At 61.4% G+C, this 24,154-nt stretch carries 24 protein-coding genes; 17 read left to right on the top strand and 7 right to left on the bottom strand.

Annotated features, from left to right (window positions below):
- The first annotated feature begins 35 nt into the window (after nt 1-35).
- Nucleotides 36-956: a LysR family transcriptional regulator gene (locus tag ACRZ94_RS09680; protein ID WP_480652700.1), complete on the top strand. Its 921-nt coding sequence runs from the start codon at nt 36-38 to the stop codon at nt 954-956.
- Between the two features lie 210 nt (nt 957-1,166).
- Here ACRZ94_RS09680 and uraH read toward each other — a convergent pair whose 3' ends face one another.
- Complete coding sequence (gene uraH, locus ACRZ94_RS09675) at nt 1,167-1,523, bottom strand: hydroxyisourate hydrolase (RefSeq protein ID WP_480652698.1); 357 nt, start codon at nt 1,521-1,523, stop codon at nt 1,167-1,169.
- 161 nt (nt 1,524-1,684) lie between these two features.
- Here uraH and puuE point away from each other — a divergent pair, with 161 nt between their 5' ends.
- The gene (gene puuE / locus ACRZ94_RS09670) at nt 1,685-3,103 is read left to right on the top strand and encodes an allantoinase PuuE (RefSeq protein ID WP_480652696.1); all 1,419 of its coding nucleotides are present in this window, start codon (nt 1,685-1,687) and stop codon (nt 3,101-3,103) included.
- A complete protein-coding gene (locus ACRZ94_RS09665; protein WP_480652694.1) occupies nt 3,100-3,588 on the top strand; it encodes an ureidoglycolate lyase in 489 nt (162 codons plus the stop codon). Before puuE ends, ACRZ94_RS09665 begins: the two co-directional genes overlap by 4 nt.
- Before the next feature lie 98 nt (nt 3,589-3,686).
- On the opposite strand, the gene ACRZ94_RS09660 is transcribed toward ACRZ94_RS09665, so the two are convergent.
- The 3 genes from ACRZ94_RS09660 to ACRZ94_RS09650 form a co-directional block, all read right to left on the bottom strand.
- Nucleotides 3,687-4,673, bottom strand: a complete 987-nt coding sequence (locus tag ACRZ94_RS09660) for a type I glyceraldehyde-3-phosphate dehydrogenase (protein WP_480652693.1) — start codon at nt 4,671-4,673, stop codon at nt 3,687-3,689.
- A 54-nt stretch (nt 4,674-4,727) separates the two neighbouring features.
- Nucleotides 4,728-5,051, bottom strand: a complete 324-nt coding sequence (locus tag ACRZ94_RS09655; RefSeq protein ID WP_480797214.1) for a hypothetical protein — start codon at nt 5,049-5,051, stop codon at nt 4,728-4,730.
- Nucleotides 5,052-5,141: 90 nt separating this feature from the next.
- Nucleotides 5,142-5,975, bottom strand: a complete 834-nt coding sequence (locus ACRZ94_RS09650) for a bifunctional allantoicase/(S)-ureidoglycine aminohydrolase (RefSeq protein ID WP_480797213.1) — start codon at nt 5,973-5,975, stop codon at nt 5,142-5,144.
- 175 nt (nt 5,976-6,150) lie between these two features.
- Here ACRZ94_RS09650 and ACRZ94_RS09645 point away from each other — a divergent pair, with 175 nt between their 5' ends.
- Nucleotides 6,151-6,507: a hypothetical protein gene (locus tag ACRZ94_RS09645; protein ID WP_480797212.1), complete on the top strand. Its 357-nt coding sequence runs from the start codon at nt 6,151-6,153 to the stop codon at nt 6,505-6,507.
- Nucleotides 6,508-6,514: 7 nt separating this feature from the next.
- Here the strand turns inward: ACRZ94_RS09645 and ACRZ94_RS09640 are convergent, their stop codons facing one another.
- On the bottom strand, nt 6,515-7,450 hold the full coding sequence (locus ACRZ94_RS09640; protein WP_480797211.1) for a 2-hydroxyacid dehydrogenase: 936 nt from the start codon (nt 7,448-7,450) through the stop codon (nt 6,515-6,517).
- Between the two features lie 146 nt (nt 7,451-7,596).
- Here ACRZ94_RS09640 and ACRZ94_RS09635 point away from each other — a divergent pair, with 146 nt between their 5' ends.
- The 3 genes from ACRZ94_RS09635 to ACRZ94_RS09625 are packed head-to-tail and all read left to right on the top strand — an operon-like array spanning nt 7,597 to nt 10,026.
- On the top strand, nt 7,597-8,403 hold the full coding sequence (locus ACRZ94_RS09635) for a thioesterase family protein (protein WP_480652682.1): 807 nt from the start codon (nt 7,597-7,599) through the stop codon (nt 8,401-8,403).
- A 28-nt stretch (nt 8,404-8,431) separates the two neighbouring features.
- The gene (locus tag ACRZ94_RS09630) at nt 8,432-9,124 is read left to right on the top strand and encodes a DUF1007 family protein (protein ID WP_480797210.1); all 693 of its coding nucleotides are present in this window, start codon (nt 8,432-8,434) and stop codon (nt 9,122-9,124) included.
- A complete protein-coding gene (locus ACRZ94_RS09625; RefSeq protein ID WP_480797209.1) occupies nt 9,109-10,026 on the top strand; it encodes a nickel/cobalt transporter in 918 nt (305 codons plus the stop codon). The genes ACRZ94_RS09630 and ACRZ94_RS09625 overlap by 16 nt, the downstream gene beginning before the upstream one ends.
- Here ACRZ94_RS09625 and truA read toward each other — a convergent pair.
- On the bottom strand, nt 10,023-10,790 hold the full coding sequence (gene truA, locus ACRZ94_RS09620; protein ID WP_480652676.1) for a tRNA pseudouridine(38-40) synthase TruA: 768 nt from the start codon (nt 10,788-10,790) through the stop codon (nt 10,023-10,025). The genes ACRZ94_RS09625 and truA overlap by 4 nt on opposite strands.
- Nucleotides 10,791-10,897: 107 nt before the next feature.
- On the opposite strand from truA, the gene ACRZ94_RS09615 reads away from it, so the two are divergent.
- The 10 genes from ACRZ94_RS09615 to ACRZ94_RS09570 all read left to right on the top strand — a co-directional run bounded on the left by ACRZ94_RS09615 (nt 10,898) and on the right by ACRZ94_RS09570 (nt 23,318).
- Nucleotides 10,898-12,310, top strand: coding sequence for a YcjX family GTP-binding protein (locus tag ACRZ94_RS09615; RefSeq protein ID WP_480797208.1), 1,413 nt, complete (start codon nt 10,898-10,900; stop codon nt 12,308-12,310).
- Complete coding sequence (locus tag ACRZ94_RS09610; RefSeq protein WP_480797207.1) at nt 12,307-12,762, top strand: N-acetyltransferase family protein; 456 nt, start codon at nt 12,307-12,309, stop codon at nt 12,760-12,762. Before ACRZ94_RS09615 ends, ACRZ94_RS09610 begins: the two co-directional genes overlap by 4 nt.
- Nucleotides 12,755-13,744 (top strand): YcjF family protein, encoded by a 990-nt coding sequence (locus tag ACRZ94_RS09605; protein ID WP_480797206.1) that lies wholly within the window; start codon nt 12,755-12,757, stop codon nt 13,742-13,744. Before ACRZ94_RS09610 ends, ACRZ94_RS09605 begins: the two co-directional genes overlap by 8 nt.
- A gap of 55 nt (nt 13,745-13,799) precedes the next feature.
- Nucleotides 13,800-14,510 (top strand): VIT1/CCC1 transporter family protein, encoded by a 711-nt coding sequence (locus ACRZ94_RS09600; RefSeq protein WP_480797205.1) that lies wholly within the window; start codon nt 13,800-13,802, stop codon nt 14,508-14,510.
- Between the two features lie 102 nt (nt 14,511-14,612).
- A complete protein-coding gene (locus tag ACRZ94_RS09595) occupies nt 14,613-15,911 on the top strand; it encodes an SDR family oxidoreductase (RefSeq protein ID WP_480652666.1) in 1,299 nt (432 codons plus the stop codon).
- A complete protein-coding gene (locus tag ACRZ94_RS09590; RefSeq protein ID WP_480652904.1) occupies nt 15,911-16,390 on the top strand; it encodes a DUF2269 family protein in 480 nt (159 codons plus the stop codon). The genes ACRZ94_RS09595 and ACRZ94_RS09590 overlap by 1 nt, the downstream gene beginning before the upstream one ends.
- Before the next feature lie 85 nt (nt 16,391-16,475).
- Nucleotides 16,476-19,169, top strand: a complete 2,694-nt coding sequence (locus ACRZ94_RS09585; RefSeq protein ID WP_480797204.1) for a DUF2339 domain-containing protein — start codon at nt 16,476-16,478, stop codon at nt 19,167-19,169.
- Nucleotides 19,170-19,334: 165 nt separating this feature from the next.
- Nucleotides 19,335-22,247, top strand: a complete 2,913-nt coding sequence (gene ileS, locus ACRZ94_RS09580) for an isoleucine--tRNA ligase (RefSeq protein ID WP_480797203.1) — start codon at nt 19,335-19,337, stop codon at nt 22,245-22,247.
- 71 nt (nt 22,248-22,318) lie between these two features.
- Nucleotides 22,319-22,774 (top strand): methylated-DNA--[protein]-cysteine S-methyltransferase, encoded by a 456-nt coding sequence (locus ACRZ94_RS09575; RefSeq protein ID WP_480652660.1) that lies wholly within the window; start codon nt 22,319-22,321, stop codon nt 22,772-22,774.
- A gap of 76 nt (nt 22,775-22,850) precedes the next feature.
- The gene (locus ACRZ94_RS09570; RefSeq protein WP_480652658.1) at nt 22,851-23,318 is read left to right on the top strand and encodes a hypothetical protein; all 468 of its coding nucleotides are present in this window, start codon (nt 22,851-22,853) and stop codon (nt 23,316-23,318) included.
- Here the strand turns inward: ACRZ94_RS09570 and ACRZ94_RS09565 are convergent.
- Nucleotides 23,303-24,016 (bottom strand): CDP-alcohol phosphatidyltransferase family protein, encoded by a 714-nt coding sequence (locus ACRZ94_RS09565; RefSeq protein ID WP_480652656.1) that lies wholly within the window; start codon nt 24,014-24,016, stop codon nt 23,303-23,305. The two genes, ACRZ94_RS09570 and ACRZ94_RS09565, sit on opposite strands and share 16 nt — an antisense overlap.
- Nucleotides 24,017-24,154: the final 138 nt, after the last annotated feature.

Below are 24,154 nucleotides of genomic sequence, written 5' to 3'. Positions count from 1 at the left end.
GTATATTGTCAAACTGTATCAAAAAAAACGATAAGATGTCCTATCTCGACAATATCCGTACCTTTGTCCGTGTTTATGATCTGGGCAGCATGTCCGCTGCGGGGCGCGACTTGCGGATTTCGCCCGCCGTGACCTCGGCGCGGATTTCTCAGCTTGAGGATCATCTGGGCGTCCGGCTGTTTCAGCGCACCACGCGCAACCTCAGCCCGACCGAGCAGGGCCGGGCGTTCTATCCCGGCGCGGCGGCTGTTCTTGAGGCAGTGGAGGATGCCGAGGCGCAGGTTACTCACCTGACCGAAGCGCCGCGCGGATCTTTGTTTGTTGCGGCGCCTCTTGGGGTGGGGCGGCGGTTGCTGGCCCCTCACGTGCCGGATTTCCTTGCAGACTACCCCGAGATCGACGTGCGTCTGCGCCTGACGGATCGCTCTGTGGACCTGACGACTGAGGGGTTGGATCTGGCGTTTTTCATCGGTCAGCCCGAGGACAGTACCCTGCGCATCCGTAAGATTGCCGATTGTCAGAGAGTGCTTTGCGCCGCGCCGGAATACTTGCAACGCCGGGGTATGCCACACACAGGGGCAGATTTGATTTCAGGCAAACACGAATGCCTGAACCTGCGGTTTCCGGGGGCGACGGAGTTTCAGTGGCAGTTGGACACCCCCGAGGGCCCAAAGCGCTTTGCCGTGTCGGGGCGGTTTGAGTGTGATGATGGCGACGTGCTGACGGATTGGGCGTTGTCGGGGCAGGGGATCGCCATGAAGCCGGTATTCGAGGTTGCCGAACATCTGAGCACTGGACGTTTGGTACCCGTCGCGACCGAGACGCCCCCGGTACCGGTTCAGATGGCCTGTCTTTACACCCATCGCCGCCATCAGGACCCCAAGGCGCGCCTGTTCATGGATTTCATGATCGCGCGTATCGGGAAGGTGGTGCGCAGTTCGGAAGCTTCGGGTTAACAAAAGCTCCCGCTCCTGTTTGCGCCCTCCGGGCGCGGCACAGCGTTGGGCTTGGCGCTGCGGCTGTGCCGCAGCGCGGTCGCGAAGGGACATCTATGGTTCGTTTGAATTTTAGTGCAGCCGCGCCACGCCTGAAAGGCGTGGCGCCCGGCCCAACGGGAAGCGCCCCGCAAGGGGCGACTGACGGGCGGGAGCCTCGGACGTTGCGGCTCAGCTGCCCCGGTAGGTTGAATAGCCGTAAGGTGAGAGCAATAGGGGGACGTGATAATGCGCTTCCGGGTCGGACATGCCGAACCGGATTGGCACCTCGTCCAGAAACAGGGGGTCTTCGGCGGCCTGACCTGATGCGCGCAAATAGTCCCCGGCATAGAATACCAGCTCGTAACGGCCTGTTTTGAAATCCTCTTGCGGCAGGATCGGGCTGTTGGTGCGGCCGTCTGAATTGGTCTCTACCTCAGCCAGTTTGCGGCGGGTGTCCCCGCTGACCTCAAAAAGCGCGATTTTCAGCCCTTGGGCCGGGCAGCCGCGTGCTGTGTCCAGAACATGGGTCGTCAGATAACCTGCCACCGGGCTCTCCTGTGTTTTGTCTTTTGCTTTGGTCCAGTCTGACGCAAAGTTCATAACAGTGGAACTGCCGAAAGAACCGGAAACAGCGTTCGGATTAGTTTGATAATCCCCGCGCCCGTTCCGGGGTAAGGCTGTTGAAACGCTTAGGAATGGAAGAGAGCATGCAGCCGCCCCGATACCCTCGTGACATGATTGGATATCGTGCGAACCCGCCCGATGCAAAATGGCCGGGTGGCGCGAAGATCGCCGTCCAGTTCGTTCTGAACTATGAAGAGGGGGGCGAGAATAACGTTCTGCACGGAGATGCCGCATCCGAGGCGTTTCTGTCCGAGATCGTCGGCGCCGCGCCTTGGCCGGGGCAGCGGCATTGGAACATGGAATCGATCTATGAGTATGGCGCGCGCGCGGGGTTTTGGCGGTTGCATCGGTTGATGCAGGATGTGCCGATCACGGTCTACGGGGTGGCGACGGCTTTGGCCCGGTCGCCGGATCAGGTGGCCGCGATGAAGGCCGCGGGGTGGGAGATCGCCAGCCATGGCCTGAAATGGGTCGAACACAAGGACATGCCCGAGGCGCAGGAACGCGCCGAGATCGCCGAGGCCATTCGCCTGCATACCGAAGTTGTGGGCGAGCGCCCCCGAGGCTGGTACACCGGGCGCTGTTCGGAAAACACCGTGCGGCTGGTGGCCGAAGAGGGCGGCTTTGCCTATGTGGCCGACACCTATGCCGACGATCTGCCCTATTGGATGCAGACCAGCGGGCGGGATCAGTTGATCGTGCCCTATACGCTGGATTGCAACGACATGCGCTTTGCCACGCCGCAGGGGTTCAATGCGGGGGATCAGTTCTATTCCTACCTCAAGGACAGTTTCGACGTGCTTTACGCCGAAGGTGAGGCAGGGGCACCCAAGATGTTGTCGATTGGTCTGCATTGCCGCCTGATTGGACGACCGGGGCGGGTGATGGCGCTGAAACGGTTTCTGGACTACGTGCGCGGGTTCAATGACGTGTGGTTCGCCACGCGGCTGCAGATTGCCGAGCATTGGGAGGCACATCACCCACCAGCGCGGCAGCCGAAGCCCTCGCAGATGGAGCGTGAGGAATTTGTTGCCGCCTATGGTGGTATCTTTGAGCATTCGCCGTGGATTGCGGAACGTGCGTTCGATTTGGAACTTGGGCCTGCGCATGACACCGTTGGCGGGTTGCACAATGCGTTGGCGCGTATGTTCCGGTCCGCCTCGGACGCGGAACGTCTGGGCGTATTGACGGCGCATCCGGATTTGGCTGGCAAATTGGCGCAGGCCAAACGTTTGACGCAGGAAAGCACGTCCGAGCAGGCCTCGGCCGGGTTGGATGCTTTGACAGATGAAGAACGCGCGACTTTCACCGATCTGAACCAGCGCTATACCGAGACATTCGGGTTTCCGTTCATCATTGCCGTGCGCGATCACGACAAAGCCTCGATCCTGCAGGCGTTTCAGCGGCGGATCGCGCAGGATCGAGAGGTGGAATTCGCTGAAGCCTGCCGTCAGGTTGAGCGCATTGCGGAATTCCGGTTGCGGGATGTGCTGCCCTCATGACGCGCCGGATCGTTGCCAAACCGCTGACGGCTGAGGCGTTCGCGCCTTTTGGGGATGTGATCGAGGTTTCCGGCGAGCCGGACAAGATCATCAATCAGGGGCAGTGTGGTCGGTATCATGATCGCGCGGCTTTGTCGTTTTCCGAAGGGCGCGCGGGCGTCAGCCTGTTCAACGCCAATCCGCGCAGCCTGCCGTATCAGGTGGATATGGTGGAACGGCATCCGGAGGGAAGTCAGACGTTCATTCCGATGACGCAGCATCCGTTTCTGGTCATCGTTGCCCCGGATATTGAGGGGCAACCGGGTGAGCCCGTCGCGTTCATCACCGCGCCCGGACAAGCGGTGAATTATCACCGGGGCACGTGGCACGGAGTTTTGACGCCGCTACATGCGCCGGGTTTGTTCGCGGTGGTGGATCGGATCGGAGAGGGAGCCAATCTGGAAGAGGTCTGGTTCGATGCGCCTTATGAGGTCGTCGCTGGATAAAGCGCGCTCCCGCCCGGTCCCGGGCGCATCAAAGATGCTTAGGACCCGTTGGGCCGGGCAGCGCGCGGGCAAGCCCGCCCGCTGCGGTTGGCGCCGGTTCAGGACGCCGCCATCAGGCGGGCGACGTCGAGCATGCGCGCGGAAAATCCCCATTCATTGTCATACCAGCCGAAGATACGGACTTGAGTGTCGTCGACCACGCGTGTTTCAGGGCCCGCGATGACCAGCGATTCAGGTCGGGTGCGCAGGTCGGACGACACCAGTGGCTGATCCGTCCAGCCCAAAACAGGCGACTGGTCGACGGCCTTACACAATTCGGCCTGAAACCGATCGGCGGACATGCCGCGCTCAAGCGTTGCTACCAGATCAACCGCGGACACGCTGGCGGTTGGCACACGCACCGCCGCGCCCGAGATACGGCCCGCGAGATGGGGCATGACGTCATCGATCAGATGCGTGGCACTGGTGGTGGTCGGCACCATCGACAGCGCTCCGGCGCGTGAGCGTGCGAGATCCCCGCGTGGGGCATCCACCATGGGCTGGCTGTTCGTATAGCAGTGGATCGTCGTCATATGAGCCGAGGCTATACCCGCGATTGCGTCCACCACCTTGACCAGCGGAGCCAGGCCGTTGGTTGTGCAAGAGGCATTCGATACGATCCGCGCATCGCCCAGCTGATCCTCGTTTGCCCCCAGAACGATGGTCACCTCGGTCGCGGGTGATGGGCCCGAGATCAGCACCTTGCGCGCACCCGCAGTCAGCCCTTGGCCGGCCACGTCTGACGTGCGCGCCACACCGGTGCAATCCATCAGGACATCTACGCCGGTCAGATCGACGCGGGACAAGTCGGGGCTATGGCTCAGGGGGATCGCGCGGCCATCCACCACAAGGGTGTTTTCGGTGGCCGCAACCGAACCCGGATAAGGACCAAAGGTGCTGTCGTATTTGAACAGATAGGCACAGGTTTCCAGCGGTGCGATGTCGTTGATCAGCACCAGTTCAACATCACTGTCCTGCGGCAAAGCCAGAAGCTGCCGCAGGATGGTGCGGCCGATGCGGCCGAATCCGTTGATCGCAAGTTTCATGCGCAAGCTATGGCAGTGGCTTGCGCCGATCTCAATGCCCGTTTCGGGCCTGTGTCAGTTGCAGCTGACCTGCGAAAAGAACTGGCCTGAGATATTCTGATACATGCTGGCCGTGATCGGCTTGCAACCGGTGGCCGCCTGAATGGCTGCGATGGCCTGAACGGTGCGCAGGCGCGGCGGCGGGCCAAAGGGGTTGAGGTTGTTGTTTTCCCGCGTGGCGCGGTAAACCACCGGCTCGTTCGAGACCTGCGTGACCGCCCATGTGCGGCTTAGGACGGATACCGTTTTGGTTGCCTCTTTGGCGGCAACAGGAGTTGCCTCCACGGCCGTCAGGCCAATTACAGCTGCCAGTGCAAGCAGGGATCCGCGCAGTACCATTGAACAATCTCCAGTGTAAAAAACTGCTGTTATTTCACCAGATTCAGGCGCTGCTGTGAAGCCCTGCACCGCAAAAAGCTGCTGCCGCGCCTAGCGTTTGGTCGGGGAAAGCGGCATGTGCCGGTTCACATCTTTGTACAGCAGGTAGCGAAAACGCCCCGGCCCGCCCGCATAACAGGCTTGTGGGCAGAAGGCGCGCAGCCACATGTAATCGCCTGCCTCGACCTCGACCCAATCCTGGTTGAGCCGGTAAACCGCCTTGCCTTCCAGCACGTAAAGCCCGTGCTCCATCACATGGGTTTCGGCAAAAGGGATGACGCCGCCGGGTTCAAAGTTCACGATATTGACGTGCATGTCGTGGCGCAGATCCTGCGGATCAGCAAAGCGGGTGGTGGACCAGCGGCCCTGGGTTCCCGGCATCTCAACCGGGGTCACGTCGCGTTCGTTGGCGATGATCGGGTCGGGGGCGGGTAGGCCGGGTACCGCCTCATAGGCTTTGCGGACCCAGTGGAACCGGGCTGTGTCATCCGCACGGTTGTGCAGGGTCCAGTCCGACCCGGCCGGAATATAAGCGTAGCCGCCGGTGTCCAACTGATGATCCGAGCCGTTCAAGGTGAGTGTCACCGTGCCTTCAACCACAAACAGCACGCCCTGCGCCTGCGGGTCCGTTTCGGGCCGGTCGCTGCCGCCGCCGGGCTGAACCTCCATGATGTATTGCGAAAAGGTCTCGGCAAATCCGCTGAGAGGGCGGGACAGAACCCAAAGGCGGGTCTTGTCCCAAAACGGCAGGGCGCTGGTGACGATGTCGCACATCGTGCCCTTGGGGATCACCGCATAGGCTTCGGTGAACATGGCGCGGTCGGTCAAAAGCTGGTCCTGACCGGGGTGACCGCCTGTGGGCGCGTAATAGGTGGGATGTGCCATCGGATGCCTCTGGTTCGTGGTTCCGGCACTATGGGCGGATTGCGGTGCCGGTCCTAGCGGGGCTGCGCCGATAGGTTTGTTCGGGATTATTTGAAGGTCGAACAGCAGGGCTTGGCCCTACGTCTTTGGCGGTATAGTCTTGAATGCAAATCTATTTCAGCAAAGCGAGGCGATCATGAAAGCCTGGATTTCTTCTTCTCTGGCGGCGGTGTTCATTCTGGGATCAGCCGTTGTAGTACCGGCAAAGCCCTTATCGCGAATCATCGCGGAAACCGGATTGAGCCCGGATGATTTCACTTTGCTGACCACTGCGGCAGATGCTCTGTTTGAAGGGGGCACGCCGCAGGTTGGCAAAGAAGCAAGCTGGGCCAGCACGGAAACAGATGCCAAAGGCACTGTCACCGTGCGCGATGTGCAGGGCAATTGCGTTCATCTGCAACACTTTATCGAACCCCCGAACACCGATGATATTCGTGAGGTCAGAACCCGCCGGTGCCGGGATGCGAATGGCAATTGGGTTCTGACGCCCTGATCCGGGGTCAGTAACCGCGCACCCTGTCGACCTCGTGCAGCAGGGGTTCCCCGGCGCTGAGACGGCGGAAGTTTTCCCCCACATCCGACAGGGCATTACCCAGATGCCAGCCCGAAACATGCGGTGTGATGGTCACGCCGGGATGCGCCCAAAGGGGGTTGTCTGCGGGCAGAGGTTCGGTCGCGGTCACGTCCAGAACGGCATGGCCGGGTGTGCCACGGTCAAGCGCCGCCATCAGCGCGGCCTCGTCAATCAGATCGCCGCGACCGGCGTTCAAAAGCTGACTACCGGGTTTCATCGCGGCCAGCATTTGTGCGTCAAACAACCCTTTGGTTTCAGCGGTCGACGGCAGGATCGCGCAGACATGATCGCATTGACCCAGCATTTCGGGCAGGGCGGCGTCCCCGTGCAAGCAGGTGACACCTTCGATCTGCTTGGGCGAACGGCTCCACCCCATTACCTGAAAACCCACAGCTCGCAGCATGTTGGCGCTGCGCGTGCCGATATGACCCAAACCCAGAACGCCTACCACTGTATCGGGTGCATAAATCGGTTCTTTCGGCAGCCATTCGGCGCGGCGCTGAGCCTGTTCGTGAAACACCATGTGGCGCTGGTGCCGCAGGACATAGGCCACAAACCACTCGGCGATTTCCTGCGCGGGCGCATCGGGCTTCAGCCGCGCCACCCGCACATGTGCAGGCAGGCTGGGATGGCTGACGATCGTCTCGACCCCTGCGCCCAGCTTTTGCACCAGTTGCAGGTTGGGCAGGCGTTTGGGGTGATCGCCGCTGAGCGTGGCCACGGCGATCATTGTGATTTCGGCGGGATCGCCCAGAGTATCCGGTGTGCGCACATCCAGACCGGGGTGAAGCCGCAGAATGTCGCGGGCAATATCGCTGTCGCGGATCCAGTCAGACAGCCCCGTTTCGATCAAAAGTGCCATGAAGCGCCCCCATTGGTGTATCTGGTGGTTTCGTCCTGTCGCCGACTGGACATTCCCACCGCAGCTAAGTCATTCTTTGGCCGAAGGTAAAGCCCGATCCCAGGATCGGCTGAGCAGGCAAGATCAACACATGTTTGAGGCGACCCATGACCGGGACATCTGAGCAAAGCCGTCCGGCCTATTTCCACCTGCGCGACGATGGGGCCTTTGTGGGCAACAACCCCGCGCGCGGCCCTTGGTCTGCCGATCACTGCCACGCCGGGCCGGTCAGCGGCCTGATCGTGCGCGCCGCCGAAACCGAGGTGGGCCCCGAAAAGATGCTGACCCGCCTGACGGTCGATCTGTTGCGACCACTGCCCCTGTCCGGGTTGCGTGTGGCAGCGGAAACCACGCGCCACACCAAAACGCTGGCGACCACCCGCGTGACGGTCCACGATCTGGACGACACGCTCTGCGCCACCGCGACGACCATGCATCTGGTGCGTCGTGATCTGGGGCCGGTTCCCAATGTGACAATCGCGCCGCCCCGGTTGGACGATGCGGTCACAGGCCCCTTTCCGATTGGCCAGGTGCGCCACGATCTGCCGGGTTTTGCCAATCATTCGGACATTCTCTACCCCAAGGGTGGCAATCAGGGCGCAGGTCCCAAAACGGTCTGGATGCGCACGCCCGCGCTGCTTGAAGGCGAGGCGCAGTCACCGATTCAGGCGCTGTGCCCGCTGGCCGATTGCGGCAACGGTATCTCATGGAATGCGCCTACCACCGAGATGGGGTTCATGAACACCGACCTGACCGTACAAATCCATCGTGAACCGGTGTCGGACTGGATGGCCTCGGATTCGATCTGTCATTGGCAGCCTTCGGGGATCGGTATGTCTCAATCCGTGCTCTATGACACCCAAGGGCCCGTGGGCACTGCGCTGCAAACGCTGATCCTGTTCCCGCCTGCGTGAGCCGTTGGCTGGTTTCTGCAAACAAAGCGTGAAACGCATTGCCGCGCCTTGGCCCAGCCCCTATCTTTCGCCCATGCGCTGGATCTTACCCCTTTTAAGCTGCTGCCTCGCCGCCCCGGCCATGGCGCATCCGCATGTTTTCATCGACACCGGGGTCGAGTTCATCGTGGACGACTCCGGCCAGTTGACCCATGTCCGCGTGACCTGGGCCTATGATGAGCTTTATTCGCTGTTTCAGCTGGAAGAGTTGAAGCTGGACCAGGATGGCGACGGCGTTCTGACAGAAGGCGAAAAGAGGTTTCTGACCGGGTTCGACGCGCAATGGGACGAAGGGTTTTATGGGGATTTCGTGGTCTTTGCTGATGGCGAACGCGTGGCCTTGTCCCGCCCGCTGGAACCGACCGCCACGACCGAGGACGGGCGCATCGTGTCCTCTCATCTGCGCGCAGTCGAAGGAGGGGCGGTCTCAGCAGCCTCTCTGACTGCAAAAGCCTATGATGAGACCTATTACACCGCATACGAAGTGACCCGGCCAGTTACGGTTTCTGGTCCCGCGTCCTGCGAAATCAGCCGGATTGATCCCGATATTGACGGAGAGCTGGCCCAGATGCGGGCCTTTCTGCTGACGCTGGATGCCAATTACGACCTTGAGGAAAACGATATCCCGCTGGTCGGAGAGAACTTTGCGACCGAGATTTTCGTTTCATGTCCAAATACCTGATTGTTCCGGTCGCCCTCGCCATCGGTCTGCTGCTGTGGTTCTGGGGCAGTGGTGGCTTTGACAGTCTGGCCGCCTGGGCCGCTGGTGAGCAGCGGGATTTCCAGAACCAGATCGCCCGCGCCCTGCGCGCCGCCCGCGCCGAGCAGCCGCAGGCGGTCGCGACCCTGCTGACGGTCTGTTTCGCCTATGGCTTTTTCCACGCCATCGGGCCGGGCCACGGCAAGGTGCTGATCGGGGGGTACGGCCTTGGCCGCCGCGTGGCCTTTTGGCGTTTGTCGGCGATCAGCGTTTTGTCCAGTCTGGGGCAGGCGGTGACAGCTATCTTGCTGGTCTATGCCGGGGTTCTGATCTTTCAGATGTCGCGCGAAAGCCTTGTGGGCACGACCGAGCAGGTCATGGCCCCGATCAGCTACGCGGCCATCGCGGCCATTGGCCTGTGGCTGGTGTTTCGCGCCATCCGAAGCTTTGCGCGGCGGTATAAGGCCGAGACCGCACATCACCATCATGATCACAACCATCATCACCATGACGGTGTCTGTTCCGATTGCGGTCACCGCCATGGCCCCACGGCGGACGAGGTCGCGCAGGTCGGCAGCCTGCGCGAGGCGGCGCTGCTGATCGCGGGCATCGCGGCGCGGCCTTGTACTGGTGCGCTGTTCGTTCTGATCCTGACCTGGCAGATGGGCATTGCATTCGTGGGTATCGCGGGCGCCTTTGCAATGGCGTTGGGCACCGCGCTGGTTACAACACTGGTTGGCTGGACCTCGTTTGGACTGCGCGGGGGATTGCTGGCCTCAGCCTCGGCCACGCGGTTTGCCTCGGTGCTGGCTCCGACGATTGAGCTGGTGGCCGGGTTGGTGATCGCCGTGATCGCCAGCGGTCTGCTGATGCGAGCGATCTAGTCGAAGACCGGTTCCGGGTATCCGACCCGCGCCAGATACAGCCCCTGCGGCGGGCAAACCGGCCCGCAGGCCGCGCGGTCCGCAGCCTCAAGCGCGTCGCGCACATCTTCGGGCGTCCACGCGCCTGCGCCCACGCGTTCCAGTGTGCCGACGAAACTGCGCACCTGATTGTGCAGGAATGACCGGGCGCGCACGTGGAAATGCACCTCGGGGCCGGAAAAGCCGTCAACCTGCTCCACCCGCAGTTCATCCAGCGTTTTGACCGGGCTGGCCGCCTGACAGATCGAGGATCGGAAGGTGGTGAAATCATGCCGCCCGATCAGCATATCGGCCCCGGCCTGCATCGCGTCGACGTCCAGCTGGTGGTTGATCTGCCAGACCTGCCCGGCCTCATGGGTGGCAGGCGCGCGGCGCATGAGGATGCGGAACAGGTACTGACGCTCCAACGCCGAAAATCGGGCGTGCCAATCGTCATCGACCTGCGCGGCCCGGACGATGGCCACAGGCTGCGGCTTGAGGTGATAATTCAGCGCCTCGGACAGGCGGAACGGGTCCCAGTCCTTGACCAGATCGCAATGGGCCACCTGACCCAACGCATGCACACCCGCATCGGTGCGACCTGCGGCGGCGATGGTGTGATCGCCCGGCTGTATGCGCGACAGGGCCTGTTCAATCGCGCCCTGAACGGACGGCTGATCCTTTTGCCGCTGCCATCCGGCGAACGGTTCCCCCTGGTATTCGACTTGCAACGCGTATCTAGGCATGGGGTGCTGGTAACGCGGCGCGCAATCACGGGCAAGGGCCGGAAAGCGCTGGTATGTGCTGCAGTGGCTACCTATCTTGGACGAAACGATAAAAGCGGGGCGACAGTTTGGTCATCTCATCCCTGGCAGACAGTCTTGTGCGCGGTGTCGAAACAATCGGCGACAGCGTGTCCGAGACCTTGTTTGAGCCGGTTATACGTCTGGGCGTCACGGGTCTGGCGCGGTCGGGCAAGACGGTGTTCATCACCTCTCTGGTCGCCAATCTGCTGGACCGGGGGCGCATGCCGGGGCTGGTCGCGCAGCAAGAGGGGCGGATCAACACCGTCTATCTGCAACCGCAGCCCGACGATACCGTGCCCCGGTTCGATTACGAAAACCATCTGGCTGCGCTGACCGGGCCGCAACCGCATTGGCCTGACAGCACCCGCGCCGTGTCCGAGCTGCGCCTGTCATTCAAGGCCCGCCCGTCCGGCTTGCTGGCCGGATTGCAGGGACCGCGCACCATCCATCTGGACATCGTGGATTACCCGGGCGAGTGGCTGCTGGACCTTGCCCTGTTGGACAAATCCTATGAGGTCTGGTCGGCCGAGACTCTGGACCGCATCGTCCGGCGATCCGAGGCTCAGGCGTTTCTGGCGCAGGCCAAGGCGGCTGATCCGGAAGGTGCGCATGATGAACCTGTGGCGCAGGCGCTGGCCAAAGCCTTTGCCGACTATCTGAACGCCGCGCGGGAGGCCGGGTTCTATGACTGCACGCCGGGGCGGTTTTTGCTGCCGGGCGATCTGGCAGGCTCTCCGGTGCTGACCTTTGCCCCCTTGCCGGTCGATGGTCCCGCCCCGCGTCGCAGCTTGCATCGCGAAATGGCCCGCCGGTTTGAGGCGTATAAGGCGCAGGTGGTGAAGCCGTTCTTTCGCGACCATTTCTCACGAATTGACCGGCAGGTGGTTCTGGTCGATGCGCTGGGCGCGATCCACAAAGGGCCACAAGCGTTCGAGGATATGCGCCGCGCCATGGCCGACATTCTGGCCGCCTTCCGCCCGGGTCGCAACGCGTGGCTGACGCAGCTGCTGCTGGGCAAACGGGTCGAACGTATCCTGTTTGCCGCCACCAAGGCCGATCATCTGCACCACACACAACACCCCCGCCTGACCCATATCATGGAGGCGCTGACCCGCGATGCCCGCGACCGGGCCAGCTTTGCCGGGGCTGAAACGGCGGCGCTGTCGTTGGCAGCGCTGCGCGCAACGACCGAGGAAATCCGCACCCATAACGGGGCAGAGCTGCCCTGCGTGCGCGGCACTTTGATGGACGGTAAGCAGGCGGCGTTTTACCCCGGAGATTTGCCCGAAGACCCGGCCCATCTGTTGGGGCCTGCCCGCAACGGGGCCGACAGCTGGTTGGGTGAGGATTTCGGCTTTATGGCCTTTGCGCCTGCGCATCTGACATTGCGCCCCGGCGACGGCCCGCCGCATATCCGGCTGGATCGCGCCGCGCAGTTCCTGATCGGAGATCGGCTGTGAACGTGACTCTTCGACCCGCGCGCACCACCGATGCGGGCCGTATCGGAGAGATCCTGCATACGTTCTCTCGCGATAACGATTGGATGCCGGTGCTGCATTCGAGCGCTGAAACCATCGGTTTTTGCGGGTGGATGATCGATCAGGGCTGGGTCACCGTAGCCGAAGAGGAGGGCGCGGTGATCGGCTTTCTGGCGCTCAAGGGAACGCAGGTGCATTCCCTGTACCTGACACCTGCGCGGTGCGGGCGCGGGATTGGGCGGCGTTTGCTGGATCATGCAAAGTCGGGCCGGGCCGAGCTGTCTTTGTTCGCGTTTCAGGCCAATCCCGGCGCCTGCCGGTTTTACGAACGCAACGGCTTTGTCGAGGTTGCCCGCAGCGATGGGGCAGAGAATGATGAAAACCTGCCGGACATCAAATATATCTGGCGCAGGGAAGGGGCGGCGGATGGCTAAAGGTCCGGTACTGATTGATCTGGATGCAGAGGAACCTGCCGCCGACGTGGCGCAGGCCCCGCCGGTGCCCGATATTGCCCCGCCACGGGGGCAGGCGATGCAGACGGCGGCGCGGTTAGCCGCGCGCAAACCCTCGGCCCTGTCGCGGTGGTTTTGGGGTTTGGCTCTCGCGGTGGTCGGGGCCGTGGTCTTGGTCGCGGCCTGGGATTTCGTGAATTCGCTGCTGCTGCGTGCGCCGATTTTGGGCTGGGTGGTGAGCGGTCTGATCGCAGCGCTTGTGCTGGTCGCGCTGATCATCACGGTGCGGGAACTGGCCGCCATCGGACGGCTGTCGCGCGTGGACTGGATGCGCCGCGCTGCGGATGCGGCGTTGGCGGATGCGGATCTGGCGCAGGCCAAAGCGGTCACCAATCGCCTGATCACCTTTTATAAATCCCGCGACGAAACCCAATGGGGCCGGGACCGCTTGTCTGAGCGCATGGGCGAGCAATTCGATGCGGCAACCCTGCTGACCCTGGCCGAGGACGAGGTATTGGCCCCCTTGGACGCCGCCGCCAGTCGCGAGGTTGAGGCCGCCGCCCGTCAGGTCGCGACCGTGACAGCCCTTGTGCCGCTGGCGCTGGCGGATGTGGTGACGGCGCTGGCGGCGTCACTCAGGATGATCCGACGGGTGGCCGAAATCTATGGCGGTCGCGCGGGGTTTTTGGGCAGTTGGCGGCTGACCCGTGCGGTCTTTGTGCATCTGGTCGCCACTGGTGCGGTGGCGGTGGGCGATGACCTGCTGGAACCCGTTCTGGGCGGCTCGGTCCTCAGCAAGCTTTCGCGCCGCTTTGGCGAGGGGCTGGTGAATGGTGCCCTCAGCGCGCGGGTTGGCGTGGCCGCGATGGAGGTTTGCCGACCCCTCCCGTTTTCCGAACGGCACAAACCATCGACGCGCGGGATGATCAAACGGGCGCTCAGCGGGCTGTTTTCCAAAACTTGACCTGACGCAAAGTCACTTGGCCCGGGAACCTGCATAACGGAACCCGGAGCCAGCCATGACCGATCACGGACACAGCCAGCGGGAAATTGCAGCGCGGATCAACGCTCCTCCGGGGCGGGGGGTTCTGCGCGATGTGGTTTACGGCGGCATCGACGGGTCGGTCACGACCTTTGCCATCGTGGCCGGGGTCGCGGGGGCGGGGCTGTCCCCGTTCATCATCGTCGCGCTGGGTCTGGCCAATGTGCTGGCCGACGGGTTTTCCATGGCGGCCGGGAATTACTCGGGCACCAAGGCCGAGCTGGACAATATTCGCCGCATCCGTGCCATCGAGGAACGCCATATTGATCTTTACCCCGATGGGGAACGGCGTGAGGTGCGCGAGATTCTGGCGCAAAAGGGCCTGTCGGGTCGGGTTCTGGACGAGGCCACGGATGCGATCACCGCCAATCATGATAACTGGATTAACCTGATGATCGAAGGTGAATACGGGCTGGGCAGTGTTGACCCGCACCCGTTTAAGGCCGCGATGGCGACGTTTATCGCCTTTCTTGTCGCGGGTATGGTGCCGTTGTTGCCGTTCCTGTTCGGTCTCGATCGGGCTTTTACCTTATCGGCCTGTATGACCATGGCGGTATTCTTTGCGATCGGAGCCTTCAAGAGCCGCTGGTCCCTTTCCCCTTGGTGGCGGTCAGGGTGCGAGACTTTCCTGATCGGTGGGGCAGCGGCGATGATCGCTTATCTGGTGGGGTCATTGTTTCATCCCTGACGGCCAAGATTGTCGCAGCGGGTCGTATAAGGCTGGTCACTGTCGCCTCATTGGCTAGGCTGACCTGGATTGGGTTTACGGATTGAGCGATCAGTGCGGCTTGTGGATAAAAATATCCTTGTTCTGGGGGCTTACGGTTTCATCGGCGCGGCGGTGACGCGCGCGTTGCTGGGCGAAGGGGCGCGTGTCGCGGGTTTTGTCCGCAGTGGCAAGACTGGGGCGCAGGTTCTGCCTGACGTTCGGCGGGTGACAGGCGATCTGCGGTCGTGTTTGCAACCCAGCGATTGGGAGGTTCCGCTGACAGGCATCGCCTGCGTGGTCAATTGTGCCGGTGCTTTGCAGGATGGCCCGGCGGATGACCTTGAGGCCGTGCATCATACTGCGATTGCGGCGCTGGGTGCTGCTTGCGCGGCCAAGGGGATCGCGGTGGTTCAGATCTCGGCCATTGGGGTCGAAGCGGATGCTGACACCGATTTCATGCGCACCAAGGCTGCGGGTGACGCGGCACTGCGGGCCTGTGGTGCACCTTTGTGGATATTGCGGCCCGGTTTGGTGATCGGACAATCTGACTATGGCGGCACGGCGTTGCTGCGCATGCTGGCTGCCGTCCCTTTGGTGCAACCCATCGCGCATCCAAAGACCCCGGTGCAATGCGTCGGCATGCCGGACCTGTGCCGCGCAGTGACCGAAGCCGTTGCACAGGACTTACCGCAGGGCACTTATGATCTGGTCGAAGAGACGCCGTTCCCCCTGTCTGACGTACTGTCCGAGACGCGGCGCTGGATGGGATTCCCGCCTGCGCGAAAAACTGTTGTCATGCCAGGCTGGGCCACCGACCTGACTGCGCGCATAGCGGATGTATTGGGGCATCTGGGGTGGCGTTCTCCCCTGCGCAGCAACGCGATGACGGTGATGGCAGACGGGGTGATCGGCGACCCACACCCCTATCGCGCGGCTATGGGCCGCTCGCTGGCCAGCTTACCACAGATTTACGCCAGTCTGACCTGCGCACGAGAACATCGTCTGGCGGCCCGAATGGCCTTGCTGATGCCGGTTGTTGTCGCTGTGCTCAGCCTGTTCTGGCTGCTGTCCGGCCTGCTCGGGTTGATCGGTATCTCCAAGGCAGCGGCGATCCTGACAGGCGCGGGATGGAGTATGGCGATGGCCGTCGCCAGCGTCCTATTCTGGTCTTTCGTCGATATTGCGCTGGGTCTTGCGATCCTATGGCGACCTTGGGCTGCGCGGGCGTGTTTGGCGCAGGTTGCGGTGGCGCTGTTCTATGTGCTGGCCGCAAGTGTCTCTACCCCCGACCTGTGGCTGGACCCGTTGGGCCCGTTGGTCAAAATCTTGCCGGCGATGACCTTGTCGCTTGTCGCGTGGCCTCTGTTGCAGAGCCGATGATGGACCCGGACCTGATCCTGCGCTGGCTGCACGTGATCGGAGCCTGTGTTCTGCTGGGCACCGGCGCGGGTATCGCGTTTTTCATGCTGATGGCGCATCGCACCGGGGATGCCCGATTCATTGCGCAAACGGCGGGGATCGTCGTGCTGGCTGATCTGCTTTTCACCACCACCGCAGTTGTTCTGCAGCCCGTGACCGGAGGGCTGCTGGCATGGAGGCTGGGATGGTCCCTGACCGAAGGATGGGTGATGGCCTCACTGGCGCTTTATGCTGTGGCCGGGCTGTTCTGGCTGCCGGTGGTCTGGATTCAGCTCCGCCTGCGGGCGTTGGCGCAAGCGGCGGCTGATTTAGGCCATCCCCTTCCCAAAACCTATCACCGGTTGTTTCGCATTTGGTTTGCGTGCGGGTTCCCTGCCTTTGCCGCGGTGCTGATCATTATCTGGCTGATGATTGCGCGCCCTTCGATTGGTTGGGTTTGAATATCTCTGAAACCTGTGGGATTTCTGACTGTTGCACACTGCGCTGCTCGGATAGCCTGTTGCGGCAACCACCCGGAGTTTCCCTTTGGAATCCTTGCTTGTCCTTGTCGGATTGATCGTGCTGGCCATACCGGTGGCCATCATCGTACTGATTTTTTCTCACCTGCGTTTGCGCCGCCGGGTTGAGCAGCTAGAGCATAAAATCCGCGCGACAGGTGGGAAGCTTCTGGAAACACCCGGTGTTCCCGAATACCCGAAACCGCGCGAGACGACCGAAAAACCGGACGCACCGGCAAAACCCGCCCCGTGGTCCAGGCCGCAAAAGGTGGAACCTGTGGCAGAGGCATCACCGCCAGCTGCGATTGTGTTCCGCGAAGACCGCCTTTCGACACTAACGAAATGGCTGCGAGAAAACTGGTTCTATGTGGTCTCGGCGCTGTCGCTGGCTCTGGCCGGGATTTTTCTGGTGCAATATGGGGTGGAAAACGGCCTTTTGCCGCCAACCGCGCGTGTGCTTGCGGCGTTGGGGTTTGGCGTGGCCCTGATCGCGGCCGGAGAGGTCATTCGCCGCAAATACGGCGATGACGAAAGCTCGGCGACCGCCTATTTACCCTCGGTCTTCTCAGGCGCGGGCCTGGTCACCTTGTTTGGCGGAATTCTGGCCGCGCGGCAGCTATACGATCTGATCGGGCCCGAAGCGGCGTTGGCCGCGATGGTCATCATCGCCCTGGTGGGCTTGGTGTTTGGCTGGTTTCACGGGCCGTTATTGGCTGCCATCGGTTTGATCGGCGCATTTTCCGCCCCGTTTGTGGTTGGCGGCACCTCAGAGGATCCAGGCTGGCTGTACGCGTATTTCTTTGTGATCGCCATGCTGGGTTTGGGAATTGATACAGTGCGGCGCTGGGCGTGGGTGTCGGTTCTGACGCTGTTCGGGGCCTATTCTGCTTGTTTGCTGCTGGTCTTGTCCTCACCTGTGACCGAGCCGGATTACCTGATCTGCGTCACCGCTCTGGCGGTGATTGCCATTGCCATCCCCAACAGGCGCATCTGGCCCGATCATGCCGGGCCAATGATCAGCCAGATCATCGCGCGTAAAAAGGGCGGTGCGTGGCCCGAGTTTCCAACGCGTCTTGGGTTTGGCGCGGTTGCTGTGTCCTCGGCTATTCTGGCGATACACTGGGCCGATTCCGTGGCCGAGTTCTGGCTGGGCGTTGCCTTACTGGCGGGTCTGACATTGGGGGTGATGCTGTGGGGCAGGCGGGCTACGGCGTTGCAGGACGCAACCCTGTTGCCAGCGCTTGGCCTGATCTGGTTCGTTCTGGTGCACGGGTTGGACAATGGCAGCGCGCTGCGTCAATTCGTCGAAACATATGCTGAAACAGCCGAAGCCGATTACCCCTGGGTGGTGACACTCCTGACCCTATTGGGTGTGGTGATCTCGGTTGCTGCCGCGTGGCGGTCGATGCGGGCGCGCGGGTTTGCATCTGTCTGGGCCGGGGCCGCTGCAGTTTACGCGCCTGCCTTGGCCATCGCGCTTGAGGTGGGTTGGAATCCTGCAGACACAATCGGCGCATACCCCTGGGCCTTGCACGCAATTGCGCTGGGTGTGTTGATGGTCGCCTTTGCCGAACGGTTTGCCCGCGTAGATCAAGATGACCGGATGCGGGCGTCTCTGGCGACATTGTCGGCCTTATCCTGCCTAAGCTTTGCCTGCGTCATCGTGCTCAGCTCAGCGGCGCTGACGATTGCCTTTGTGGTCATGGTCGTTGTTGCCGCTGCATTGGACCGCAAGTTCACATTGCCGCCGCTCAGCTGGTTCATCTGGACCGGTGTGTTCACTGTGACCGTGCGGCTTGTGCTGAACCCCGGGTTGCCCTGGGCCAGCACGGCCCCGGTGGTCGAGATGGCGCTGGTCTACGGCGCGGCGACCGTGGGTTTCGTGATTGCGTGGCTGCTGATCCGGTCGATGAACCGCCCTGTCGCCATCCTGCTGCTGGAAAGCGCGGCCTGGGCGAACGGAGGTATTCTGGCGTCACTGCTGTTGGAGCGCTGGTTGCAGAGTTTCGGTGAAGGCACCGCAACCAACAGCCATTGGGGGCTGGGTCTGCTGGCCATCATCTGGCTGCTGCTGGCATTCGCGCAGGTGCAGCGGTTTGAGCTTGGCGGCAAGCTGAACTATGCCCGTTATGGGTTGATGGCGTTTTTCGCAGGGCATGGCCTCTTTAGGCTGGTTCTGGCGCTGGTTGAGGCGAACCCGTTGCTCAGCACGGTCGCGCCACCCGTTTTGGGACCGCCCGTGGTGAACACGTTGGTCGTGGCCTATCTGCTGCCTGCACTGGCTATCGGCTTTTCAGTCTGGCGTATCCATGCGACGCCGCTGTGGCTGAGGCGCAGCAGCTATGGTCTGGCAGCGGCTTTGGCAACCGTGTGGCTTGGGCTGATGATCCGCCATGTCTGGCAAGGGGCGGATGGCATGTTCGAAGGCAACGGCGTGACCCAGCCCGAGCTTTACACTTATACCATGGCCCTGTTGGGGATCGGCGCGGCCCTGTTCTACCAGTCGCTGGCGCGGCGCTCTGATCTGATGCGCAAGGTGGGGCTGGCGGTGATTGGGCTGGCCGTGGCCAAGGTGTTCCTGATCGACATCGCGGGGCTGGGCGGGCTCATCCGTGTGTTCTCGCTGCTGGCCTTGGGGCTGGCTTTGGCCGGTCTGGCGTGGCTCAACCGGTGGGCGCAGTTGCGCCATTCGCCGCATGGGTCGGAACCTCTGGACCATTGAGAGCGGGCGTCTTATAAGCGCGGCCATGTATGACCGGATGGCCATCATTATTCGAATTATATCCCCGGCGCTCTGACCCTCTGAGACGCCGGGCAAAGGTGTTTGAGACTTCGCACCGACCGCTTCGATCCATACGACGACAAGATCATCCAAAGGACGCCCCAAATGTGCGCCGACACCACCCAGACACCTGACTATAAAGACACGCTGAACCTGCCCAAAACCGATTTCCCCATGCGCGCTGGCCTGCCCAAACGCGAACCCGCATGGCTGGAACGGTGGGAGACCATCGGCGTCTATGACCGCCTGCGTGAGAAAAAGGGTCGGACGCCATTCACCCTGCACGATGGTCCCCCCTATGCAAACGGTCACCTGCATATCGGCCACGCACTGAACAAGACGATCAAGGACATGATCGTGCGCTCGCATCAGATGATGGGCCATGACGCGCGTTACGTGCCGGGTTGGGACTGCCACGGCTTGCCGATCGAATGGAAGATCGAAGAGCAATACCGCAAGAAGGGCAAGAACAAGGACGAAGTGAACGTCGTCGATTTCCGTCAGGAATGTCGCAAGTTCGCCGAAGGCTGGATCGATATCCAGCGCGACGAGTTCAAGCGCCTGGGCATCACTGGCAACTGGGCCGATCCCTACATCACCATGGACTATCACGCCGAGGCCGTGATCGCCGATGAGTTCATGAAGTTCCTGATGAACGGCACGCTCTATCAAGGGTCCAAGCCCGTGATGTGGTCGCCGGTTGAAAAGACCGCTTTGGCCGAGGCTGAGGTCGAGTATCACGACAAGGAAAGCTTCACCATCTGGGTGAAGTTCAAGGTGGTGAATGCGGGTGATCTGGATGACGCTTTTGTGGTGATCTGGACGACGACCCCTTGGACCATGCCGTCGAACAAGGCGGTCGTCTATGGCAAGGACATCGCGTATGGCCTCTACGAAGTTACCGGCGCGCCCGAGGAATGCTGGGCCAATGTAGGCGACAAATTCCTGCTGGCGGACAATCTGGCTGCTGATGTGCTAGGCCGCGCCCGTTTGAACGACGACCAGTGGACCCGTGTCCGCGACGTGACCGCCGATGAGTTGGAAAGCGTCCAACTGACCCACCCGCTGGCCGGGGCCGAGGGTGGCAATGGCGAATGGGATGACATCCGCGATTTCCGCGCGGCTGAATTCGTGACCGACACCGAAGGCACTGGCTTCGTTCACTGCGCGCCCTCGCACGGGATGGAAGAATTCGAACTCTATCGTGATCTGGGCATGTTGGAGCAGGTCATCACCTACAATGTGATGGACGATGGTAGCTTCCGCGCTGATCTGCCGTTCTTTGGCGGCAAATACATCCTGTCCCGCAAGGGCGGTGAAGGTGACGCGAACAAGGCGATCATCGACAAGCTGGTCGAGGTCGGCGGGCTGCTGGCGCGCGGTAAGATCAAGCACAGCTATCCGCATTCCTGGCGCTCGAAAGCGCCGATCATCTATCGCAACACGCCGCAGTGGTTCGCCTCGGTCGACCGTAAGCTGGACGATGGCATGGGACAGATGGGCGACACCATCCGCGAACGTGCCCTGCGATCGATTGATGAACTGGTGAAATGGACGCCGCAGACCGGTCGCAACCGTCTGTATTCCATGATCGAGGCCCGCCCGGACTGGGTTCTGTCGCGCCAGCGCGCCTGGGGCGTGCCGCTGACCTGCTTTACCAAGAAGGGGGCTTTGCCAACCGACGCGGATTACCTGCTGCGCAACGAAGAACTCAACGCCCGCATCAAGGCGGCTTTCGAGAAGGACGGCGCGGATGTCTGGTACACAGACGGCTTCAAAGAAGCGATCCTGGACGGCATCGCCAACCCGGAAGACTACGATCAGGTGTTCGACGTGCTGGACGTGTGGTTCGACTCGGGTTCGACCCACGCTTTCGTTCTGCGCGACCGTGAGGACGGCACCGAAGACGGCATCGCCGACGTCTACATGGAAGGCACCGACCAGCACCGCGGTTGGTTCCATTCGTCGATGCTGCAAGCTTGCGGCACCAAGGGCCGTGCGCCCTATCGGAACGTTGTGACCCACGGCTTTACGCTGGATGCCAAGGGCAACAAGATGTCCAAATCGCTGGGCAACACCATTGTGCCGGAAGAGGTCGTCAAGCAATACGGCGCCGACATTCTGCGCCTGTGGGTGGCCCAGACCGACTATACCGCCGATCAGCGGATCGGGCCGGAAATCCTGAAAGGCACCGCCGACAGCTATCGCCGTCTGCGCAACACGATGCGGTTCATGCTGGGTTCGCTGGCTGATTTCTCTGAGGCGGATCGGGTTGCGCCCGAGGATATGCCGCGTCTGGAACGCTGGGTCCTTAGCCGTCTGGCCGAGTTGGATGAACAGGTCCGCAAGGGCTATGCCGCGTTCGATTTCCAGGGCGTGTTCAGCGCTGTGTTCACTTTTGCCACGGTCGATCTGTCCTCGTTCTATTTCGACGTCCGCAAGGATGCGCTGTACTGTGATGGTGACAGCCTGCGCCGTCGCGCGGCGCGCACCGTGCTAGACATCCTGTTCCACCGCCTGACCACATGGCTGGCCCCGGTTCTGGTCTTTACCATGGAAGAAGTCTGGTTGGAGCGGTTCCCCGGTGATGACAGCTCGGTCCATCTGGTGGACTTCCCCGACACGCCTGCGAATTGGCGTCACGAAGCGATGGAAGCCGCGATGGCCAAGGTCCGCCGTGTTCGCCGCGCGGTGACTGCCGCGCTGGAGGTTCAGCGCCAGGACAAGGTCATCGGATCCAGCCTTGAGGCCGCGCCCATCGTCTATGTCGAAGATCAGGAAACCCGCGATCTGCTATCGACCTTTGATGTAGATGACATGTGCATCACCTCGGGCCTGACCGTAACGGGTGATCCAGCCCCGGCCGAGGCGTTCCGCGTGCCGGAAATCGAAGGCGTAGCCGTGGTGTTCGAAAAGGCCGAGGGCGACAAGTGCCAACGGTGTTGGAAAATCCTTCCCGATGTGGGCCGCCACGCCCACGAAGGCGTCTGCGGACGCTGCGACGAGGCGCTGAGCTAAGATCAAACCCCCGGCCCAACCGCCGGGGGTTTTTCGTTGCGCAGGGCCGGGCGATCTGAAAACCTGCGCCCATGCCTACGATCGCCGTGCAAACTCAGTTTGGTCGACTTGGAGTCGAAGAGACCGACGGGGCCATCACGCGCCTTGTGTGGAATGGGGTGGATGATGGCCCCGTCACGCCCCTGTTGCGAGAGGCTGCAGCTCAGTTACAAGCCTATGATCTGGGGCAGCTAGACAGGTTCGACCTGCCGTATCGCGTGGCCGGGTCAGATTTTCAGCGGCAGGTCTGCGATCTGATGTTTGCGATTCCGTTGGGTGAGACGCGCACCTACGGAGAGATCGCCAAAGAGTTGGGACAGCCGCCCCAGCCAGTCGGGCAGGCTTGTGGCGCGAATCCCATTCCGGTGATCATTCCCTGCCATCGCGTGCTTGCAGCGAATGGTCTGGGCGGGTTCTCTGGTGACGGCGGTATTGAAACCAAGGTGGCCCTGTTGCGGCATGAACGGGCGGCGGGTTTGCTGATCTAAGGTCTGGAATTCTATTGCAATCCCGGCGTGCGAAGCCCAATTTGTATCATATCGAGAATTCAAAGGACCCGATTTCATGACCGCTCAGACAGACCCGGCCACAACTAAAAAGGCTATCATTGACCGACTGATGTCTTTGGAAGAACAGGAGTTGGCGACCGCGCAAGCCCATTACGATGCGTTTCTAAAGGATTCTCAGCTGGATGACCGGGAAGGCCATGACAAGGATGACATTGCCGCCTCGCGCGAGAATGCGGATCTGGCGGCGGCCTTTGATGCGCCGGTTCATGCGCATCACGCCAAGATTGATGTAATTGAAAACACCGATTTCAGTGTCACCAAAACGGTGCAACCCGGGGCTGTGGTCAAATTCAACAACCGGCGCTTTGTCGTCTGTGTCTCGACCACCCGCTTTGATGTGGATGGCAAGACCTATATGGGCATCTCAACCCAAAGCCCGATTTATTTGGCCATGGTCGGGCTGCAGGAAGGCGATGTCTTTACCCATAACGGGACCGAGTTCGAGGTTCAGGAGGTTCTGTAAGCTGCGCTTTTGCGCTGCGGAATGATCTGCTGCGCAATTCCTGCGAACACCAGATACAGGCTGGTGATGACCAGCCCCCAATGGGCCCAGCTTTCCGGATGGAAATCAACCCATGCGGCCCAGCCCGCGAAAAAGGTCCAGGCCAGGGCCATCGGTAGTGTGATTGCGCGCCAGCGCTGTGTGCGCACCGGGTGCACGAATTTCAGCGGCAGGAACATTGCAAGCGACAGCAATGAGACCAGCAGCAGGATTACCCAGAAATTCGGCTCCAGCGCGAAAACCACAATGACGAACATGTTCCAACAACCAGGAAACCCGGAAAAGGAGTTGTCCTTTGTCTTCATACGCGTGTCGGCGAAATACATCGCGCTGGCGAAAGTGATAACGATAATCGCGAACCAGCCAGTCCAGCCATCCATCAGCCCCGATTTGAACAGGGCAAAGGCCGGGATGAACACATAAGTCAGATAGTCGATGATCAGATCCAGCAACACGCCATCAAATTCCGGCGCGTTCTTTTTCACGTGGTAATGGCGCGCCAGGGGGCCATCGATGCCGTCCACGATGAACGACACCACCAGCCACAGATACATCAGGCTCCATTTTTCTTCGACAGCGGCCAGCATGGCCAGCATCGCGAACACAGCGCCTGTTGCAGTGAAGAGGTGAACGGAAAGAGCTTTGAATCTAAGTGTCATGCGTGTGTCATGACCGATGCGTTGACCAGATGCAAAGCAAAAAGCCAAGGCGGCAGTTCTAACCGTGGGGTGGCTTGGGATTGAGCATTTCAAAATGCGCTTAGGGCAGAATATGAGGCGTGGTTTCAGATTCTGTGA

The organism is Ruegeria sp. CH10 (assembly GCF_056537125.1).
This window is presented reverse-complemented; position numbering and strand designations above follow the sequence as displayed.

What these genes read in the sequence shown, in the direction of transcription:
- ACRZ94_RS09680 (WP_480652700.1), top strand. Translation starts at nt 36, where the DNA reads ATGTCCTATCTCGACAATATCCGTACCTTTGTCCGTGTTTATGATCTG.
- puuE (WP_480652696.1), top strand. Translation starts at nt 1,685, where the DNA reads ATGCAGCCGCCCCGATACCCTCGTGACATGATTGGATATCGTGCGAAC.
- ACRZ94_RS09665 (WP_480652694.1), top strand. Translation starts at nt 3,100, where the DNA reads ATGACGCGCCGGATCGTTGCCAAACCGCTGACGGCTGAGGCGTTCGCG.
- ACRZ94_RS09660 (WP_480652693.1), bottom strand. Translation starts at nt 4,673, where the DNA reads ATGAAACTTGCGATCAACGGATTCGGCCGCATCGGCCGCACCATCCTG.
- ACRZ94_RS09655 (WP_480797214.1), bottom strand. Translation starts at nt 5,051, where the DNA reads ATGGTACTGCGCGGATCCCTGCTTGCACTGGCAGCTGTAATTGGCCTG.
- ACRZ94_RS09650 (WP_480797213.1), bottom strand. Translation starts at nt 5,975, where the DNA reads ATGGCACATCCCACCTATTACGCGCCCACAGGCGGTCACCCCGGTCAG.
- ACRZ94_RS09645 (WP_480797212.1), top strand. Translation starts at nt 6,151, where the DNA reads ATGAAAGCCTGGATTTCTTCTTCTCTGGCGGCGGTGTTCATTCTGGGA.
- ACRZ94_RS09640 (WP_480797211.1), bottom strand. Translation starts at nt 7,450, where the DNA reads ATGGCACTTTTGATCGAAACGGGGCTGTCTGACTGGATCCGCGACAGC.
- ACRZ94_RS09635 (WP_480652682.1), top strand. Translation starts at nt 7,597, where the DNA reads ATGACCGGGACATCTGAGCAAAGCCGTCCGGCCTATTTCCACCTGCGC.
- ACRZ94_RS09625 (WP_480797209.1), top strand. Translation starts at nt 9,109, where the DNA reads ATGTCCAAATACCTGATTGTTCCGGTCGCCCTCGCCATCGGTCTGCTG.
- truA (WP_480652676.1), bottom strand. Translation starts at nt 10,790, where the DNA reads ATGCCTAGATACGCGTTGCAAGTCGAATACCAGGGGGAACCGTTCGCC.
- ACRZ94_RS09605 (WP_480797206.1), top strand. Translation starts at nt 12,755, where the DNA reads ATGGCTAAAGGTCCGGTACTGATTGATCTGGATGCAGAGGAACCTGCC.
- ACRZ94_RS09600 (WP_480797205.1), top strand. Translation starts at nt 13,800, where the DNA reads ATGACCGATCACGGACACAGCCAGCGGGAAATTGCAGCGCGGATCAAC.
- ACRZ94_RS09590 (WP_480652904.1), top strand. Translation starts at nt 15,911, where the DNA reads ATGGACCCGGACCTGATCCTGCGCTGGCTGCACGTGATCGGAGCCTGT.
- ileS (WP_480797203.1), top strand. Translation starts at nt 19,335, where the DNA reads ATGTGCGCCGACACCACCCAGACACCTGACTATAAAGACACGCTGAAC.
- ACRZ94_RS09575 (WP_480652660.1), top strand. Translation starts at nt 22,319, where the DNA reads ATGCCTACGATCGCCGTGCAAACTCAGTTTGGTCGACTTGGAGTCGAA.
- ACRZ94_RS09570 (WP_480652658.1), top strand. Translation starts at nt 22,851, where the DNA reads ATGACCGCTCAGACAGACCCGGCCACAACTAAAAAGGCTATCATTGAC.
- ACRZ94_RS09565 (WP_480652656.1), bottom strand. Translation starts at nt 24,016, where the DNA reads ATGACACTTAGATTCAAAGCTCTTTCCGTTCACCTCTTCACTGCAACA.